18 protein-coding genes are annotated in these 18,264 nt (G+C 52.3%); 5 read left to right on the forward strand and 13 right to left on the reverse strand.

The window, feature by feature from the left end:
* Window positions 1-238 precede the first annotated feature (238 nt).
* Both rsgA and JJU47_RS02440 read left to right on the forward strand, forming a co-directional pair.
* The gene (rsgA, locus tag JJU47_RS02435; protein ID WP_228615951.1) at window positions 239-1,210 is read left to right on the forward strand and encodes a ribosome small subunit-dependent GTPase A; all 972 of its coding nucleotides are present in this window, start codon (window positions 239-241) and stop codon (window positions 1,208-1,210) included.
* 208 nt (window positions 1,211-1,418) lie between these two features.
* The gene (locus tag JJU47_RS02440; protein ID WP_228615952.1) at window positions 1,419-2,645 is read left to right on the forward strand and encodes an NAD(P)-dependent malic enzyme; all 1,227 of its coding nucleotides are present in this window, start codon (window positions 1,419-1,421) and stop codon (window positions 2,643-2,645) included.
* Window positions 2,646-2,682: 37 nt separating this feature from the next.
* Here the strand turns inward: JJU47_RS02440 and pflA are convergent, their stop codons facing one another.
* Complete coding sequence (gene pflA / locus JJU47_RS02445; RefSeq protein WP_021067805.1) at window positions 2,683-3,399, reverse strand: pyruvate formate-lyase-activating protein; 717 nt, start codon at window positions 3,397-3,399, stop codon at window positions 2,683-2,685.
* Between the two features lie 59 nt (window positions 3,400-3,458).
* Complete coding sequence (pflB, locus tag JJU47_RS02450) at window positions 3,459-5,705, reverse strand: formate C-acetyltransferase (protein ID WP_228615953.1); 2,247 nt, start codon at window positions 5,703-5,705, stop codon at window positions 3,459-3,461.
* 361 nt (window positions 5,706-6,066) lie between these two features.
* On the opposite strand from pflB, the gene JJU47_RS02455 reads away from it, so the two are divergent.
* Genes JJU47_RS02455 through JJU47_RS02465 form a run of 3 tightly spaced genes read left to right on the forward strand, consistent with a single transcriptional unit; the run spans window position 6,067 to window position 8,348 of the window.
* On the forward strand, window positions 6,067-6,489 hold the full coding sequence (locus JJU47_RS02455; RefSeq protein WP_228615954.1) for a hypothetical protein: 423 nt from the start codon (window positions 6,067-6,069) through the stop codon (window positions 6,487-6,489).
* Between the two features lie 54 nt (window positions 6,490-6,543).
* Entirely contained in the window at window positions 6,544-7,710 is a 1,167-nt protein-coding gene (locus JJU47_RS02460) for a DEAD/DEAH box helicase (protein ID WP_228615955.1), read from the forward strand.
* Complete coding sequence (locus tag JJU47_RS02465; RefSeq protein ID WP_228615956.1) at window positions 7,707-8,348, forward strand: hypothetical protein; 642 nt, start codon at window positions 7,707-7,709, stop codon at window positions 8,346-8,348. The genes JJU47_RS02460 and JJU47_RS02465 overlap by 4 nt, the downstream gene beginning before the upstream one ends.
* A 31-nt stretch (window positions 8,349-8,379) precedes the next feature.
* Here JJU47_RS02465 and JJU47_RS02470 read toward each other — a convergent pair whose 3' ends face one another.
* The 11 genes from JJU47_RS02470 to JJU47_RS02520 all read right to left on the reverse strand — a co-directional run bounded on the left by JJU47_RS02470 (window position 8,380) and on the right by JJU47_RS02520 (window position 18,137).
* Window positions 8,380-9,462, reverse strand: coding sequence for a hypothetical protein (locus JJU47_RS02470; RefSeq protein WP_228615957.1), 1,083 nt, complete (start codon window positions 9,460-9,462; stop codon window positions 8,380-8,382).
* 10 nt (window positions 9,463-9,472) lie between these two features.
* Window positions 9,473-10,276, reverse strand: coding sequence for a hypothetical protein (locus JJU47_RS02475; protein WP_228615958.1), 804 nt, complete (start codon window positions 10,274-10,276; stop codon window positions 9,473-9,475).
* Entirely contained in the window at window positions 10,273-10,953 is a 681-nt protein-coding gene (locus tag JJU47_RS02480; RefSeq protein WP_228615959.1) for an ABC transporter ATP-binding protein, read from the reverse strand. The genes JJU47_RS02475 and JJU47_RS02480 overlap by 4 nt, the downstream gene beginning before the upstream one ends.
* Window positions 10,931-11,323 (reverse strand): GntR family transcriptional regulator, encoded by a 393-nt coding sequence (locus tag JJU47_RS02485; RefSeq protein ID WP_228615960.1) that lies wholly within the window; start codon window positions 11,321-11,323, stop codon window positions 10,931-10,933. The genes JJU47_RS02480 and JJU47_RS02485 overlap by 23 nt, the downstream gene beginning before the upstream one ends.
* A 133-nt stretch (window positions 11,324-11,456) precedes the next feature.
* Window positions 11,457-12,062 carry a kinase gene (locus JJU47_RS02490; RefSeq protein ID WP_228615961.1) on the reverse strand — a complete coding sequence of 202 codons (606 nt, stop codon included), beginning with the start codon at window positions 12,060-12,062 and terminating at the stop codon, window positions 11,457-11,459.
* A 51-nt stretch (window positions 12,063-12,113) separates the two neighbouring features.
* Window positions 12,114-13,799 (reverse strand): b(o/a)3-type cytochrome-c oxidase subunit 1, encoded by a 1,686-nt coding sequence (locus JJU47_RS02495; RefSeq protein WP_228615962.1) that lies wholly within the window; start codon window positions 13,797-13,799, stop codon window positions 12,114-12,116.
* 2 nt (window positions 13,800-13,801) lie between these two features.
* Window positions 13,802-14,272 carry a cytochrome c oxidase subunit II gene (locus JJU47_RS02500; protein WP_228615963.1) on the reverse strand — a complete coding sequence of 157 codons (471 nt, stop codon included), beginning with the start codon at window positions 14,270-14,272 and terminating at the stop codon, window positions 13,802-13,804.
* 24 nt (window positions 14,273-14,296) lie between these two features.
* A complete protein-coding gene (locus JJU47_RS02505) occupies window positions 14,297-14,416 on the reverse strand; it encodes a cytochrome c oxidase subunit 2A (protein ID WP_228615964.1) in 120 nt (39 codons plus the stop codon).
* Window positions 14,417-14,603: 187 nt separating this feature from the next.
* Window positions 14,604-15,317, reverse strand: coding sequence for a Crp/Fnr family transcriptional regulator (locus tag JJU47_RS02510; protein ID WP_228615965.1), 714 nt, complete (start codon window positions 15,315-15,317; stop codon window positions 14,604-14,606).
* Window positions 15,318-15,481: 164 nt separating this feature from the next.
* Window positions 15,482-16,867 (reverse strand): aldehyde dehydrogenase, encoded by a 1,386-nt coding sequence (locus JJU47_RS02515; protein WP_228615966.1) that lies wholly within the window; start codon window positions 16,865-16,867, stop codon window positions 15,482-15,484.
* 103 nt (window positions 16,868-16,970) lie between these two features.
* A complete protein-coding gene (locus tag JJU47_RS02520) occupies window positions 16,971-18,137 on the reverse strand; it encodes an MFS transporter (protein ID WP_228615967.1) in 1,167 nt (388 codons plus the stop codon).
* Window positions 18,138-18,264: the final 127 nt, after the last annotated feature.

Consider the following 18,264-nt stretch of genomic DNA (forward strand, 5'->3'; position numbering starts at 1 on the left):
TCCCTCCTCGTTAAGTACACTCTTATCATAATACGTTATTTTTTATATGGCGACGAGCGGAAGGCCCGTTTTCCCTCGGTCTGAAGACCGAGATGATAGCGTTGTCAGAAAATGTGGTACAGTAAACGTATCGAACAACGAAAGGATGATGTTTTATGAGCACCACATCGATCGCAGTACACACTTTGTCAGCCAATCGGAGGGCGACTGTCCTCCACTACTAAAGGGAGGATTCTACTTGAATCAAACGACAACAACGGGACGTGTCACGGCACAGTTCCAACATATGTACACGGTCACGACCGAAAACGGGACGTTCACATGCAGCGTCACCGGAAAATTTCGCCATGAAGCCGAGAGTGAACGTGACTACCCGGTCATCGGCGATTTTGTCGAATTTACCGTTCGCGAGCATGGGCAAGGCGTGATTCGGCGTCTCCTTGAACGGCGCACTGTCCTGTCACGGGCAGCCGCCGGCAACGAGACGCGCGAACAATTGATCTGCGCGAACGTCGACTATATTTTGATCACGATGGCGTGCGGGCACGATTTCAATCTGCGCCGGCTCGAACGCTATTCGCTCGCCGCGTGGGAAACCGGAGCCACGCCGCTCATCGTCTTGACGAAGTCGGATCAAGTCGAGGACGTCGGTGGCCTCGTCTCAGACCTCACGTTGACTGTGCCTGGCGTCGACGTGTTCCCCGTCAGTTCGGTCACGGGGAATGGAATCGACGCATTACGCAACGCGTTGCCGAATGGGAGCACGATCGTCCTCGTCGGTTCATCCGGTGTCGGGAAATCGTCACTGACGAACGCGCTCGCCGGCGAGACGATTGCCGCGACCCAAGACGTTCGTGAGAGCGACGAGCGAGGCAAGCACACGACGACACACCGCGCCTTGTTCGCCCTCGATGGCCTATTTGTCATCGACACACCGGGGATGCGCGAGTTCGGACTTTGGGACGGCGCCGACCATCTCGATGAGACGTTTCGAGATATCGAGGCGCTCGCCGATACGTGCCGCTTCCGCGATTGCTCGCATGGGAACGAACCGGGGTGCTCGGTCCGGCACGCGATCGAGGCCGGGACACTCGACGCGAAACGCCATCAAAGCTTCGTCAAGCTCGAACGAGAGCTCCGCTACGCCGAGAAGCGGCAAGCCGAAGCGGCCCGCCTCGCCGAGAAGAAAAAGCGAAAAATGAAAAGTTGACGACGAGGAAGTTGCGAAATGATTCGCAGCTTCCTTTATTTCTGACCTTTATATCATCAAGTCCTATTAGCAATCCAACATTTGTGAACAATCGTTCAGAAATCGTTCCGTCAAATGTAGGCAAAACCCTCGAAAGAAAGCGGTTTCTTCGTTACAATGAATTCGTGTTGTGACAGATAAAAATTCGCTTGGACATAGGGAGAGACTTATGAAAACATTGAACGAACGCGCACTTGAGATGCACGCTTTGCACCACGGTAAATTAGAAACGACACCGAAAGTCGACGTCGACTCGAAAGAAGCACTCAGTCTCGCCTACTCACCAGGGGTAGCCGAGCCTTGTCGCCGCATCGCTGAAAATAAAGAACTGTCTTACGACTATACGCTCCGCGCCAACACCGTCGCCGTCGTATCGGACGGAAGCGCCGTACTCGGCCTTGGTAACATCGGACCAGAGGCCGCCCTCCCGGTCATGGAAGGAAAAGCCGTCTTGTTCAAAAGTTTTGCCGGAGTCGACGCGTTCCCGATTTGTCTCGATACGCACGACGTCGACGAGATTGTCCGGACGGTCGAACTGCTCGCACCGACGTTCGGTGCCGTCAATCTAGAGGATATTAAAGCACCTGAATGTTTTGAGATCGAGGCCCGTTTGAAACAGACACTCCCGATTCCGGTCTTTCATGACGATCAGCACGGAACGGCCATCGTCGTCTTGGCCGGGCTCGTCAACGCGTTACGATTGACGGATAAAACGATGCCTGAACTCCGTGTCGTCATGAACGGCGCCGGCGCCGCCGGGATTGCCATCGCCAAGCTGTTGAAGCGCTTTGGCGTCGAAGACCTCGTCATCTGTGACACGAAAGGTGCGATTTACGAAGGACGCATCGAAGGAATGAATCCGTTCAAAGACCAAATCGCACTAGCGACGAACCGGAAACTCCATGTCGGTACCCTCGCCGACGTCCTCGAGGGCGCCGACGTCTTCATCGGTGTCTCAGCGGCCGGTGCCGTCACGGAACATATGGTGCGCTCGATGGCGACAGAGCCGATCATCTTCGCCCTCGCGAACCCGATCCCGGAGATCATGCCGGACCTCGCGACGGATGCAGGCGCCCGTGTCGTCGCGACAGGACGCTCTGATTTTCCGAACCAAGTGAACAACGTCCTCGCCTTCCCTGGTATATTCCGCGGTGCGCTCGACGTGCGCGCGACGGAAATCAATGAAGAAATGAAAGAAGCGGCCGTCCATGCGATCGCCGACTTGTTGACCGATGAAGATTTAGCGAGCGGGATCGTCATCCCGAGCCCGTTCGATGAACGGGTCGCTCCCGCCGTCGCTGTTGCTGTCGCGAGAGCCGCCGTCGAGACGGGAGTCGCCAAGCGTCCGCTCGATGAAGACGCCATCCGCCGACACGTGAGCGATAAACATCTATGACAAAACTGCGCAGCCCCCTTGGGACTGCGCAGTTTTGTTAGACTGTACCTTGCAAGATTCCTTCTGCCCACTCGACTTCTTCCGTCGTCGGTGGTTTGATTCCTTTTAACGGATAGTCGAGACCGAGCGCCTCCCACTTGTAGACACCCATCTCGTGATACGGTAAAATCTCGACTTTCTCGACGTGATCGAGTTTTTGAATGAACGCTGCCGTGCGCCGAAGCGCCCCTTCGTCGAGCGTCCATTCGGGGACAAGGACGTGGCGAATCCACATTTTTGTTCCGCGCTCGGACAGATGTTCGGCAAGCGCGAGCGTGTTGACGTTGCTCCGTCCTGTCAGTTTCTTGCACATGTCATCATCGATATGTTTAATATCGAGCAACACGAGGTCGGTATGGTCTAAAATCGCATCCAAGTTAGGAGGACGCAGGGCACCCGACGTATCGAGCGTCGTGTGGAGACCGTGTTTTTTCGCTTCACGTAACAGCGCTTCTAAAAACTCTGGCTGTGCGAGCGGGTCGCCCCCTGAAATCGTGATGCCGCCTTTTGACGCCTCCATGAACGGACGATAGCTGAGCGCTTCTTGAATGACGTCCTCGGCCGAACGATGGTTATTCTTTTTAAAATCCCACGTATCAGCGTTGTGGCAATACAAACAGCGGAGCGCACAACCTTGCAAAAAGACGATAAAACGAATTCCCGGGCCGTCAACGGTTCCAAACGATTCGACCGAGTGTACATATCCCATTGTCATCGAAATGACCTCCTAACGAATGAGCGGCCTTCAGATGAAGGCCGCCAAGCCTTAACTGCTTACAGTGAACCGTGGAACGTACGGTTGATGACGTCGATCTGTTGCTCGCGTGTCAACTTGATGAAGTTGACGGCGTAGCCTGAAACGCGGATCGTGAGCTGTGGATATTCTTCCGGATGTTCCATCGCATCGAGCAACGTCTCACGGTTGAAGACGTTAACGTTTAAGTGATGTCCTTTATGCTCGCCGCCCATATAGCCGTCAAGAAGAGCAGCCAAGTTGAGTTCACGAGCGACGTCTTCTTTCCCGAGTGCTTTCGGCACGATCGAGAACGTGTAAGAGATGCCGTCTTGCGCATGTTCGAACGGAAGCTTCGCGACTGATGAGAGCGAGGCTGCCGCACCTTTCGTATCGCGGCCGTGCATCGGGTTCGCACCTGGTGCGAACGGTTCGCCGGAACGACGACCGTCCGGTGTGTTACCCGTTTTCTTGCCGTAGACGACGTTCGACGTGATCGTCAAGACCGATTGCGTATGAAGCGCGTCACGGTATGTTTTGTGCTTCCGGACTTTTTCCATGAACGACTCAACGAGTTCGACGGCAATCGCGTCGACGCGGTCGTCATTGTTTCCGAATTTCGGGAAATCGCCTTCCGTTTCAAAGTCGACGGCGATGCCAGCTTCGTTACGAACCGGCTTGACTGTCGCGTACTTGATGGCCGAGAGACTATCCGCTGTGACCGAGAGGCCAGCGATTCCGCATGCCATCGTCCGCAAGATTTCTGGGTCGTGAAGCGCCATCTCGATGCGTTCGTACGCGTATTTGTCATGCATGAAGTGGATGACGTTGAGCGTGTTGACGTAAAGTTCTGCGAGCCAGTCGAGCGTCCGGTCGAAGTCGGCGTATACTTTTTCATACGTGAGCACGTCTTCTGTGTTCATCTCCCAAGCCGGTGCGATTTGCTCGCCGCTCTTCTCATCGCGGCCACCGTTCATGCTGTAGAGGAGTGCTTTCGCCATGTTGGCACGGGCACCGAAGAACTGCATTTGTTTGCCGATTTTCATCGGTGACACACAGCAGGCGATGCCGTAATCGTCGCCGAATTCAGGGAGCATGAGGTCATCATTTTCATATTGGATCGCTGACGTCTCAATCGACATCTTCGCGCAATACTGTTTGAATCCTTCCGGTAACTTCGTCGACCAGAGCACCGTCAAGTTCGGTTCTGGTGCCGGTCCGAGGTTTGTGAGCGAGTGAAGGAAACGGAACGAACTCTTCGTCACGTTCGAGCGGCCGTCTTCACTCATGCCGCCGATTGATTCTGTCACCCAAGTCGGGTCACCAGAGAACAATTCGTTATAGTCAGGTGTCCGTAAGAATTTGACGATACGGAGTTTCATGATGAAGTGGTCGACGATCTCTTGGACGTCTGATTCTGTCAAACGACCCGCTTCGATATCCCGCTCCGCGTACACGTCGAGGAACGTCGAGACACGTCCGAGTGACATCGCTGCCCCGTTTTGCTCTTTGACAGCAGCAAGGTAAGCGAGATACACCCACTGATAGGCTTCTTGCGTGTTCTCCGCCGGACGACCGAGATCGAACCCGTATGCCGCGCCAAGTTGTTTCAACTCTTGCAGGGCACGGAGCTGTTCAGACATCTCTTCGCGGTCGCGAATATCTGATTCTGATAAGAAGCCGCCTCGGTTGGCCAAGTCTTTTTTACGCTCAGCGATCAAGAAGTCGATTCCATAGAGTGCCACGCGGCGATAGTCACCGATGATGCGACCCCGGCCATAAGCGTCCGGAAGACCTGTGATGATCCCTGACTTACGTGCAGCACGCATTTCAGGCGTATACGCATCGAACACACCTTGGTTGTGCGTCTTCCGAATATCCGAATAAATCTTCGTGATCTCTTTGTCCGGTTCAAAACCGTACGACTCGAGCGCAGCATCGACCATGCGAATCCCGCCGTTCGGGTGAATCGAACGTTTGAACGGTTCATCCGTCTGGACACCGACAACTTTTTCAAGTTCTTTGTCTAAGTATCCTGGCCCGTGTGAAATGATCGTCGATGGCGTGTGTTGATCAACGTCCCATACGCCGCCACGCTCCCGCTCTTGTTTTGTCAGTTCCATCACATGTCCCCAAAGGCGATTCGTCGCCTCTGTCGGTCCGACCAAGAACGCGTCGTCTCCTGTATACTCGTGTCGGTTCAAACGAATAAACTCACCGACGTTCACTTCATTCGTCCACTGCCCAGGTACAAATCCTGACCAGGCTGATTTAATTTCGGTTGCCATTGTGGGTCACTCCTCATAAGTTGAGATAACTGCCTGCTTTCTATAATATGAGTGTACGTGAAAACGTGAACATTATGTTTTACATTCTTGTGAAAGTTGTAACAATCTTATGAACGTTGGTATATCGCCTTTCTTGTAAGCGCTTTAATTACTGTTATACTTTAAATTAACATAGATATGAAACAGCTCAAGGCTTATAGACCATCATTTTTCTGTAATCTGTATCATTTTTATCGTTCTGTGACGATTTACACAGTTTTTATAGTGATGTAACTCACAGTACAGGGATAGAACTTGAATTTTTGACCGTTATCGGACACAATGAAGGCAGAACATTGTAGAAGAGGAAGGGGTTCTTCCCATGACGTATGAACCATTGACTACCGAGCACGACTTGAAGACCGGAGACCGTGTCTCTCTCAAAGTGGAGGCAGCCGGCGAGCAACGTGACGGTTTTATCACAGAATTTGAAGACGCAGGATTTTGGATTCGCTTTGATGACGACATCGAGAACGAGGATTTCATCGATTACCGCGATCACTTGCTCGTGGCATTGATTTCCCGTCCTATCGTCGTAGTGGCGGCGCACCCAGAATTGAAACCGTATGAGCAACTCGTTTCAGAATTACAGTACCGCGTCTATCAAGGATTCACAATCGAAGGTGTGGATCGAACGGCTGACGGGGTCGATGTGCACATCAAACTCCTCGAAGACGGCCAGACGTACACACAAACGCTTCGCTCCTCGTTCGACGGTGATACTGAACATGTTCGTTATATTTGAGACAGGGAGCGCTTATGCTTCCTTTGTTTTTGCCCAATGATAAGGAGAACTGATATGAACTTTACAAAACCATTTATTAACGAAGCTTGGCAACGCCTTGGCTTTACGGAACCGATGCCGGTCCAGGCGGAAGCGTTCCCGCCCCTATTAGAAGGAAAAGACGTCACGATCGAAGCGCCGACAGGAACGGGTAAAACACTCGCTTACCTTTTACCCGCTATCGAAAAAATCGACGCCTCGAACGACCGGATTCAAGTCGTCATCGTCGCGCCGACACGTGAACTCGTCATGCAAATCCAGACGGTGGCACAACGTTTCACCGAGAAAGGTGACGTTCGGATCGCCTCGTTCATCGGTGGCGTCGAACTGAAGCGCCAAATCGACCGCTTAAAGAAAAAACCTCATTTGATCGTTGGCACGCCGGGTCGTCTCGTCGAATTGATCGATAAGAAAAAGTTAAAACTACACGAGACGCATACGATCGTGATCGATGAAGCCGATCAAATCATCGACAGCGGTTTGACAGAAGCGGCCGAACGGATCATCAAGCATACGGCATCGGATCGTCAAATCGCCCTCGTATCGGCGACGTTGACGGATACGCTCCAAGCATGGGCTGCCCCGTTCTTACCAGAGCCGGTCCACATCAAGATCGAACGCGCAGTAAGTGCTCAAGTGACGTATGGCTATATGTTGACGACACGCCGCTATAAGCCAGAATTGCTTCGCCGCCTGTCTCACGTCGACGGTGTCAAAGCGCTCGCTTTCATCAACAACCGCTCGTTCTTACCGCCATTAAAAGGTGAGCTCGAGAAGATGAACGTGAACTATCGCATGCTCGACAGCTTGAAAGGAAAACGCGAGCGTGTCGAGACGCTCCGTGAATTCCGCAAAGGCGAGTATCCGCTCCTCATCACGACCGGCCTTGCCGCTCGCGGCCTCGACATCGAAGAAGTGACGCACGTCGTCCACTTTGATTTGCCGGAGTCGATTGACGACTTCATCCACCGTTCGGGTCGGACGGCACGCGGGAATGCGGCCGGTACCGTCCTCTCACTCGTGACCGATGAGGACTTGAAACATTTGAAATCATTCGCCCGTCAACTCGGTGTCGAATTGAAAGAGCTCGAAATTTACCGTGGCGATGTCATTGAGAAGCGAATCGAAGATAAACCCCCGGTCGTCAAACGTCCCGCGAACAAGCGAGGACCGCGCCGATGAAAAAAGACCGGAAAGTGATTCCATTCCCGTTGCTCGTGGAAGAGTCCGAATTGCTGGCCGAGCTGAAGAAATTGTATGAGCAAGCGGCACTCGCACGAAGCACGCAGTGGACGAACTACATTCAAGAAATCGCCTCGGAAGGCACATGGCACTTAAAAGACGCCGAGCTGTTCCGTGACCTGTTCATCGACTGGGCCGTCTTCTTTGAGACGGATGAGGACGGAATGACACCGCACGGCCGCTACTTGGCGGACCATAAGGCGGACATGTCGCCGGCACTCTATCATGCGCTTCGCGGTCTCGCCGTCCCGCGTTGTTCCGTCTTTGAAGTGACTGAGGATGGACTGCGTGACTGGGAGACGAAAGAGACGTATATCGTCACTCTCCCAGAAGTACGGGAGCCAGGCGATGTGATGCTCGGGAAACTACTCGATATCCGCGGCAGCTGGCGTTTCGGGTCGGCGTTTCTCGCCCTCCCGGCGAAAATGGCCGGCAATGTCTCGGACTTATATGTCGACTTCACCGATGAAGTCGGTCCCGGGGCGTTTCTCGACCAGTTCCCAGAGTTTTGCGCGGAGCTGATCGACTTGTTGCTCGATTTAGAAGAAGGGATCATCGTCCCGAAACCATTAAAATAAACGGAGAGGCAGCTGCCTCTCCGTTTTTGTATTAGTAAACATAGTACTGTTGATTCGCCGTCTGTCCGCTGACTCCCTCAGCTTTTATGGAAGCACGCGACACCATGTCCTCTTCATCGTATACTTCTAACATTGCCCCTTCTGTCGTTGGAAGGACATGATAGATTAACTGATCGATATAAGTGATTGACCCGACTGTACCTTGAATGACTTGGCGAGTCGTCTGCTCTAACGAGTTCAAATCAATAATCAATTCCGTTCTGTCCGATCGAATCGCACGATACTCCTGACCTTTGAACAGCATACCTTGCAATTCTTCCGATTGGTTCACTGTCACTACTTTGTTTTCTTTGGCATCATAGACAAATAATCCCGGTAAATCCATTTCTGACGTATACTCCTCACCCGTATCTTCTTGCAACGTCTCAAGTGCCGTCGCCCGAATCGGAATATAGCGGTTGTCCGTCGCCACTTGACCTTGATACGCAGACGGATACCATGACCATTCCGCCCCCACGACTCCTCCGATCAACGTCTTGGACCGATCAACCTTTTGCGTGACGAACGTCTTCGTCGATTCATCGAACGTCGCCACGTGATGGTTCGTCGTTTCATAGTTTTGATCGTATAGCAGGTGGACTTTACCGTCATAAACATAGAAGCCCTTCCAACCACTTTCTAATATCTCTCGTGCCTGTTTAAACTCGGTAACGTCTACTTCCTTACCGTCTTTTGATTTGAGCAACACTAACGTATCACGATCTTTTTGGCCGATCGCCATCTCCCCATCCGTCGTCCAAATGCGTTGCGCATAATCCAACTGTTTCAGCGCTCGTTTGAACGATCGAGAGTCTTCCCCGAAATTCGTTCGAAAATCGAGGAGCTGCTCGAAGTAACTTCCCTTATGCGAGGAGGTGCTCCCATTCAATGTCACATTGATCTGCGTATAAGGCTGATCTTTAGCGACTCGAACGATACGATTTTCCCACACTTTTTTATTGGATTCGACTTGGAGTGACCAATCCGTCCCACTTTCTGTCCCGCTGACGGCATATGTGGCGAGCCCTGCCGTAATAATCACACCTAAGGCGACCACGTTCACCATTCGTTTCATGCGATTCACCTCACACACTCATTTTTTTTGAAAGGAAGCGACGGCTTAGCAACGTCAGCCCGAAGACCATCCCGATCAAGGCTAAACCGAACAGTCCAATCTGTTCATCCATAAACAAATAGCGATCAAAATAAATAATCAGAAAAGTCGGCAACGCGAGCAAACCGCTCACTACACAAATCGCCAAGAGCGGTGACCAAAGCGTCCGTTGCCATAGACCCCGCTCCACTAAAACGAACGTGAAGAGTGCGAGCACGACAAATCCGATTAGCACCTGATGCACGAGGAAGTTAAATCCGCTCTCTGGATACATGATGGCAAGATAATCGAATTGTATCGCCATCTCGAACGATCCTTGAAGCGGAATCATTTTGGCGTTCAGCCAAGCAGTGAACAGTTGATATTGCAAAAGCAGTGCCATCCATTGAATCGCGAACAAGCCTAAAATGAGCATCATGACCGTCACAAACTTCGCAACAAACAGCTCCATTCTCCCCGTCGGTATCGTCAACAGCCGCATCATAAACGTGCCGCGCCCTTGGAAATCGCGATACCAAATCCATACGCTGAAAAAAATCATCGCGACGATTGCGACACCAACCGAAAGAGTAAACACAGTGCTCCCGAGGTAATGTAGGAACGAGACCGTATAACCCGTCATACCTTCTAGTCTCATCTGTTCATATGTAGCAGTCTGCCTCCATAAGAAAGCACCTAGCCAGCCGAATTGCAGCAGCAACAGTATACCAACTAATATCAAATAGGATTTTTTTACGCGATCAAGCTCCCAACTGATCAGTTTCAACACGTTCATGCCCCGTACTCCTCTCTCATGACGTCGACAATCGATTTCCCATGGATGAAGCGGACGTCCTCGACGTCGAACTCACGGACGATTCGTCCCCGATTCAACATGACGGCCTTGTCGACCAAGTATTCGATGTCTTCTATCTCGTGCGTCGTGATCAACACACCCCGGTTTTCCATCACATCACTGGAAAATAATTGGACGATCTGTTCTTTCGAGAACACGTCGATGCCGGAGAACGGTTCGTCGAGCAATAAGTAGTCCGGGTCTTGCGCGATGCCGAGCGCCAAGTTCACTTTCGCGAGCGTCCCTTTCGACAGCTCGTTCAACTTGTCCTCTGGGAACAGCTTGAACTCGTCGACGAGACGGGCGAATAGTTTTGAATCGAACTTCGGATAAAAATCGCGCATGAACGCCTCGCACTGCTCGATCGTGAAATGGATCGGGAACGTCGAATGGTCCGGTACGAACGCGACGCGATTCAAATCGAGCGGCTTGCCATCAATCAGTACCGTGCCGCGATCGAACGGGGTCAGTCCCATGATGCCTTTTAAAATCGTCGATTTCCCGGTCCCGTTCAAGCCGATCAGGCACGTGATCTCACCTTTATTTGCCGTGAACGACACGTCTTCGATGACTTGTTTTTTGCGGTAACGTTTTTTAACTCCCAGTACTTCGATCATCGAGATTCCCCTCCCCGTATTGTTGTTTAATTTTATCGACGAGTTCATCCATCGTGACGTCGAGTTCTTGAATCGATTCGACGAAAACGGCGATCGCCTCATCGACGAGCTCGGTGCGGATCCGTGTCAATACGTGTTCATCCGTCGTCACGCGGCTCGGACGGTTCCGTTCGGTCGTAATCAATTGTTGTTCCTCCATCTCTTTGAACGCCTTTTGGACGGTGTTCGGATTGATTTTCAGTTCGGTCGCGAGTTCTCGCCGCGACGGCATCTCTTCGCCCGCCTGTAGTTCTCCTAACGCCATCTTCTTTTTGAAGTAATCGACGACTTGGATATAGACGGGGGCTCTCGTGTTGAATTGAATGATCATAGGCCACCTCTCTAAGTGTATGATGCGACTAATACACTATCTGACTGTATTATTACCGTAATACACTTGGGTGTCAATAACTATTTGTCAAAACCATCCAAAACAAAAACGCATCCACCTGTAAATGGATGCGTCACTCAAATCGAACGACGTGATCGGCCTTAGCTTTCGGGTTGACCGCTTTCAAGTAATGGGCTTCTCCCGGCCAATAGCGACGCTCGTATTTGGCAAGCCGCTCCGACATGTCCCCGATATACGTATCGCGATTCAATACCCGCTTATATCGGACCTCTCGAGGACAGTCGAGATAGACGACGTAATCAAAATGTGGACGCCACTCGTCTCGCAATAAAAAGATTCCTTCGATAAGGACGAGCGCGTCTTCAGCAACCTCGATTGTTCTCGTGACAATCTGATCTTCGTCACGATCGTAGTACGGCAGCGTGAGACGACTTTCGCCACGTGACAACGGTTCGAACAACATCTTCACGAGCAGATCGACGTCCCATTGGAGCGCATAATACTCCACCGCCTCAGGCTCACCGGTCTCGTAGCGCCGTGTCCGCTCGACGATGAAGTCGTCGATATGTAACACCAACTCATTTGGTGCAATGGCTTGTAACTGCTCGACGAGTGTCGTCTTCCCGGCACCGCTCAATCCGTCGATCGCCACGACATACGGTCGGTCCGGCGGGCGCTTGGCGTACGCGTCCCGAAGAGTCTCTTTCAGTGTCTCCATCCTTTCATCTCTCCCTAACAAAAAAAGTCAGCCGCAAGGGCTGACTTCAGTTTACCAGAGCACCCAGCCGCGCGCTCCCGGCGGCGCACTTTCAATCAAGTGCCAAATCGGGACCGTATACGCGAACGCGATCAAGACGAACGTCACGGTGATCCATAACTTCCAGTTCTCGAAGAAACGCGGTGTCTCCATCGCAGCTTCTTCTGTCTCGGCGAGCGGGAACTCTTCTTCCCCTTTCGGCGCGAGGAACGACAGGTTGAACATCGAGTAAACGAAGATGAGCACCGAGATCAAGAGGATCGTCCCTCCGATTGCCATTGCCATATGGTACGGGATCCATTCGCGTGTGAGCGCGTCCGAGAAGTACGTCGCCGGACCGGTCCGACGCGGGTTCCCTTGGAGCCCGGAGATGTGCATCGCGTACGACATGATCGACATTCCGAACGCCCATGTACCTGCTTGGATCAAACCGAGACGGTTCATCGCTTTCGTGAGCACACGGCCACGCAACACCGGCACGAGCCAGTATGCTGTCCCGAAGAACGTCAAGGCGACGGCCGTACCGACCGTGATGTGGAAGTGACCGGTGACCCAAAGCGTGTTATGGACCATCGCATTCAATTGGTGCGACGCATTGATGATTCCGCCGGCACCGGCCGGGATGAAGAACAACATGCCGACGAAAGGTGCGAGGAAACGAACATCGCCGTAAGGCATCTTTTTCACCCAACCGAACAGTCCACGGGCACCGAGCGCCCGACCTCGCAGTTCAAACGTCGCGAACAGCGAGAACGCCGTCATGAACGACGGGATGACGACGAGGAACGTCAAGATGACTTGGACGAACTTCCAAAACGGGTCGATGCCAGGTTCCGTCAACTGGTGGTGGAAACCGACCGGGAACGAGAACAACAAGAACAACAGGAACGCCATCCGAGCGAGCGCGTCCGAGAAAATCTTACCGCCGATGACTTTCGGCACGACCGTATACCAGACGATATAGGCTGGCATGAGCCAAAAATAGACGAGCGGGTGGCCGAAGTACCAGAAGAGCGTCCGTGACAACTCGATCCCGACCGTATCTTTCCACCCGAGTGAGAGCGGGAGAAGTTGGAAAAGAATCGTCCCGGCGACACCGAGTGTGGCGATGACCCAAAGGAGCATCGTCATGATGCTCATGTAGGCCGGAAGCGGCGGATGAACCCCTGGATGTTCCCGCTTGTAGTCGGCGTACATCCGGAACATCGCGAACGCTGACAACCATGTACCGACGACGAAGAGGACGAGGCCGACATAGAAGATCGGATCGGCCATGAGCGGTGCGTAAAACGTATATAGCACCGTCGCCTTATTGGCGAGCACCATGATGGTAACGAGCACGGCCCCGGCGATAATCATCCAGAAACCGAGCCAAGCGACGCGTGTCGGGAATGATTCGAACCGACCGAACGACTTGGCAAGCAACGCATAAAGAAGACCGATGATAAACATCGTCGTGAAGACGAGACCGAGCATGATCCCATGGGCGGTCAATAGTTGATAGTAGCCGAACACTTCCGGGATGATGCCTGTCCGAATGAGCGTCTGCATGAGTCCTGCCAAAGCACCAATCAAGACGGCGAGCACCGAGATGACGACGTGGGCGTAAGCGAGCCTAGCCTCTTTCACACCGATACTCGGCACGGGCACGCCCCGTTCCATTTCCCATTGTTTCAACTTTGAAGCGACGTCATTCATGTTTACTCCACCACCTTAATTTTAGTCGCCATCATGTGATGGCCCGTACCGCAGTATTCATTGCAAAGGATCAAGAACTCTCCCGTTTCCTTGAACGTATACGTGAGCGAGTTGATATGTCCCGGGACGACCATCATGTTGACGGGCGTACCGACGAGCTGAAAGCCGTGAACGACGTCAGGTGACGTGACGAGGAACGTCACTTTTGCGCCTTTCGGAATCTCGACATTACCTGGCGTGAACGTGAACGCCTGGGCGACCATGACGAGTTCATACTCGTTGTCCCCGATTTTGTGAAGACCAGGGTTATCGAACGGTGCCGTCTGATGTACTTTCGCCGGGTCGACCAAGTCGGCGTCTGACGCCGGTTGGTTGCCAGCTGCGAACGCGGATACGCCGAGGACGGCCAAAAACACGGCCAATAAGATGATGCCAAACACTAACCAATATTTTTCAAGTTTATGAATATGCAACGTGAGCGACTCCTTTCGTTTTTGTTATCGTGTGACGAATAAATAAAAGACCGATGACCACATGGCGATGATGACACCCGCGACGATCATGACCGATGTAAATGTTCCTTTCAAATCTGGTTCTTGTCCACCGTTCTTATCCACGTGAAAGACCCCTTTCGCTGTAATTTCCATCTTCATTGTATGAGATTGAGCCAACATTAATATGTGACTTTTATCACTTCAAAAGTGACAATCACATCATTTTTGCGTAGTTTACACACATAAAGTTCACAAATCATAAAGGAAGCCATACAAAAAACCGCCTCCCGAAGAGACGGTTTAGCTCCAGTTATAATCGGCAAATCCCAGCCGGGCAACCTTCACAGTGGCATAGTTCTTTTAGAAACTCGAGGTCATGGATTGCGATCGTGTTTGAAGACGTCGTCAAGACGCCATCTTTGCGCCATTGACTCATCAAGCGATTGACCGTCTCCCGCGGGGCCCCGATCAGTTGACCGAGCTCACCATCGGACGGATGTCTCGGAATGACGATTGCCCCGTCTTCTTCGACACCGTGCATCGCAGCCATCCGGAGCAACGTCGAGGCGAGCGCGCCAGGTTTCCCGTAAAGGAGAAGGTCACGCACTTTCATCTCCGAATGTTTCCGCATCATCGACGTCCAACGGATAATCTCACCCGCGAACCGGATATCCTGCTGCATGAGCGTTTCAAGTTCTTGTTTTGAAAGGGTCCCGATAACACTCTCCTCGGTCGTCTCAATGCTATAGGAGCTCGGATAGGATTCGACGATGTCGAACTCTCCGAAGAAGTCATCCGACCCGAATAAGAACATGACGAGCGGATTGCCTTTTTTCGTGATCTTTGTAAATTTGACCGAACCACTCTTTATATAAAAGAACTTGTCACATTTCTCGCCTTCCCAACAGACGATGCTCGCTTTCGGATAAACTTGCGTCGTCATCATCCCGAGCAACAGCTGTTTCGTCTCATCTGAGAAGATAAAACTGTTCGGTTGCGTCGTGCCACATTTCGTCGACATCATTTCCTGCTCCCTCCATCGTTCATTCACTTGAATGTCTCGTACGTTCATTGTATGGGTTTATTATACAGGAGAAGAGGACGTTTCATCACAAAAGTATGTGACATTTCAAACAATCTTCTATTTTTCCAGAAAAAAAGACTGCAGCTAAGCTACAGTCTCAACAATTATCGATAAACGAGACGAATTAACGTCTCGGCTGCTTTGAAGTTCGGATAACGAATCGGCAAATCATACTTCGTCGTATTTCGTAAAATCGATTTGGCATGGCTGAACGTCTCGAAACTGTAGCGTCCGTGATAAGCACCCATCCCACTGTCGCCGACTCCGCCAAACGGCAAGTTCGGGTTCGTCAAATGCATGAGGACGTCATTGACACATCCGCCTCCGAACGAGAGATGTTTAAACGTCTTTTGTTCGACCGCCTTAGACTCGGTGAACAGATACAGGGCGAGCGGATGCGGACGCGCCGATACGAATTCGATCGCCTCGTCCAAATCTCGATACGTCAAGACAGGAAGGATCGGGCCGAAGATCTCGTCTTTCATGACGTTCGCCGATTCATCAACATCCGTCATCACGGTCGGCGCGATCTTCAAGTTGTCACGATCGGTCTCACCGCCAAAGAAAATGTCCCCTTCCGCTAAATAACCGGCTAGGCGGTCGAAGTGGGTCGTGTTGACAATGCGCGTGAACCGTTTCGTGCCGACACCGTTGCCGAACATCGTGAACGCCTCTCGTTTGACCGCCTCGAGAAACTCGTCCCGGCGCGATTCGTGAACGAGGACATAGTCCGGTGCGACACATGTCTGCCCGGCGTTCATCCATTTGCCCCAGGCGATCCGTTTCGCTGCCACATCGATGGCGGCATCTTCATGGACGATGGCCGGGGATTTCCCTCCGAGTTCGAGTGTGACCGGCGTCAACTGCTTCGCTGCCGCTTCCATGACGACTTTTCCGACCCCGGTCGAGCCGGTGAAGAAAATATGCCCCCATTTTTCGGCGAGCAGTGCCGTCGCCACGTCTTTATCGCCTTCGATACTGACGACGTAACGGTCTGTGAACGCCCGTTCGAGAACGGTCGTGATCATACGCGCCACGTTCGGCGTGAGTTCCGATGGCTTCACGACGGCCGTGTTGCCGGCTGCAATCGCTCCGATGAGCGGAGCCATCGCGAGTTGGAACGGATAATTCCATGGGGCGATAATCAACACCGTGCCGTACGGTTCATACGTGATCTCGCTCTTCGTCCCTAAGTGGATGGCCGCGCCTCTCACTCGTTTCGGGCGCATCCACCGTTTCAACTCTCGGCTCGTCCGCGTGATCTCATCATATACGAAGCCGATCTCGGTCGTGAAGGCGTCGAGTTCCGATTTGTTCAAATCCGTTTGCAACGCCTCGATGATTTCCGCCTCGTAATGTTTAATCGACTCTTTCAAAAACGTCAGCATGCTAAGACGGAAAGCTAACGACTTCGTCGCTTGTGTCTTGAAGAAACGACGTTGCTTCTGAACTAATTCCTCGATCGTCAATTGTTCGATTGGTGCGAGCATGAAGGTTCCCCCCTTGATTGATAACGCTGTCTCCATCTTATCACTCTCGGCTCACCCTCGACCATTTTGAACCTTCTCAGAACAGGTGAACAACCGCCTCATATCACTCTGACTTTGGTGATAACAACCGCTTTCTCATCTGCGCGAAAGCGAAAAACGCAACTCCTGACCCGAGCAAGACAATCCCTGTCACAGTGAACTTATTCGTTAACGGAATCGTGAGCCAGCCGAGAAAAGCCGACCCGACGACCGTCCCTAGAGAGAAGAAAGCATAGAAGTAACCGTATGACTTACCGCGATTGGCGCGGTTTGTCGCTTTGATCAATAGCGTATTGATGGCCGGGAACAAGATGGCGAATCCGACGCCATAAAACGCGAGGACACTGTAAAGCGCGCCGGCACTGTCAGAAGTGCCGATGAGCAACTGACTCACGCCGAGAATCGTGATTCCGAGCGCGGCTAGTTTCGTCGGTTCGATACGATCGAATACCCGGTTCGTCGGTAACACAAAGACGAGGACGGCGACAATCCCGAACGTGCTCAACAGTGTGCCGCTCAACCGAGAATCATAACCGAGCGCTTGAACGTACAGAGGCAATAAATAAGCGAGCGCACCTTGCGAGAACATGAGCAAAAATGCACCGATGTACGCTTTCAACACGTCGCGTTGCAACGCATCGGAAACCGGGTGTTCCTCTGTGTCGATCCGTTTTTCGGTCAGACGCAGCTGCCGTAAAACGACTAAAGCGAGCAGTGCAACGGCCAACCCATAAAACGCGACGAACGAAAACACGACCGGGACCGACGTCCGGCTCGCCATGATTCCGCTAAACGCCGGACCGAGGATAGCAGCGAGTCCAACAAAACTCCCCGTGAGGGCGACTTTCTTCCCTTGCCGATTGGCGGCGGTCAAATTGGCCGATAGCGTGAATGCGGCCGGAACGATGAGGCCGGCGACGAATCCGTGGACGACCCGTACAACGAGTAATGTCGTCGGCGTTTCGACGACGTGATACGTCAAGAGACTCAGACTCGACAAGACGAGACCGGCGAGTAAAATATGAAACGGGCCCGCCTTATCGGTCCACACCCCAGACAAAATGTTACCGAACGTGTTCGATAACGAGTAGATGGCGATAACCACACCGGCAAGGAAAGGCGTCGCACCGACCGAAGTGGCGAACGTGCTCATGACGGGCAGTTGGGCGAACAAATCAAAAAAAGCAAAAAAGACGATACTATAGATGACGAATGCAGACGTCTTGTTCAAGCGGTTCAACTCCTCGGCTCAGTCACGATGGACTAAGTTTTCAGCTTCAGTCTAGCTTGACGTCTCGATTTTGTATAGACGACACGGCACACCGACACAAAAACTCCCTACAAACGGAACTGTTCGC

Origin of the sequence: Exiguobacterium sp., assembly GCF_020832205.1 — a bacterium.
Classification (GTDB): Bacteria; Bacillota; Bacilli; order Exiguobacteriales; family Exiguobacteriaceae; genus Exiguobacterium.

Coding starts and splice junctions, on each gene's coding strand:
- JJU47_RS02440 (WP_228615952.1), top strand. CDS start 1,419: ATGAAAACATTGAACGAACGCGCACTTGAGATGCACGCTTTGCACCAC.
- pflA (WP_021067805.1), bottom strand. CDS start 3,399: ATGACAATGGGATATGTACACTCGGTCGAATCGTTTGGAACCGTTGAC.
- pflB (WP_228615953.1), bottom strand. CDS start 5,705: ATGGCAACCGAAATTAAATCAGCCTGGTCAGGATTTGTACCTGGGCAG.
- JJU47_RS02455 (WP_228615954.1), top strand. CDS start 6,067: ATGACGTATGAACCATTGACTACCGAGCACGACTTGAAGACCGGAGAC.
- JJU47_RS02460 (WP_228615955.1), top strand. CDS start 6,544: ATGAACTTTACAAAACCATTTATTAACGAAGCTTGGCAACGCCTTGGC.
- JJU47_RS02465 (WP_228615956.1), top strand. CDS start 7,707: ATGAAAAAAGACCGGAAAGTGATTCCATTCCCGTTGCTCGTGGAAGAG.
- JJU47_RS02470 (WP_228615957.1), bottom strand. CDS start 9,462: ATGAAACGAATGGTGAACGTGGTCGCCTTAGGTGTGATTATTACGGCA.
- JJU47_RS02475 (WP_228615958.1), bottom strand. CDS start 10,276: ATGAACGTGTTGAAACTGATCAGTTGGGAGCTTGATCGCGTAAAAAAA.
- JJU47_RS02480 (WP_228615959.1), bottom strand. CDS start 10,953: ATGATCGAAGTACTGGGAGTTAAAAAACGTTACCGCAAAAAACAAGTC.
- JJU47_RS02485 (WP_228615960.1), bottom strand. CDS start 11,323: ATGATCATTCAATTCAACACGAGAGCCCCCGTCTATATCCAAGTCGTC.
- JJU47_RS02490 (WP_228615961.1), bottom strand. CDS start 12,062: ATGGAGACACTGAAAGAGACTCTTCGGGACGCGTACGCCAAGCGCCCG.
- JJU47_RS02495 (WP_228615962.1), bottom strand. CDS start 13,799: ATGAATGACGTCGCTTCAAAGTTGAAACAATGGGAAATGGAACGGGGC.
- JJU47_RS02510 (WP_228615965.1), bottom strand. CDS start 15,317: ATGATGTCGACGAAATGTGGCACGACGCAACCGAACAGTTTTATCTTC.
- JJU47_RS02515 (WP_228615966.1), bottom strand. CDS start 16,867: ATGCTCGCACCAATCGAACAATTGACGATCGAGGAATTAGTTCAGAAG.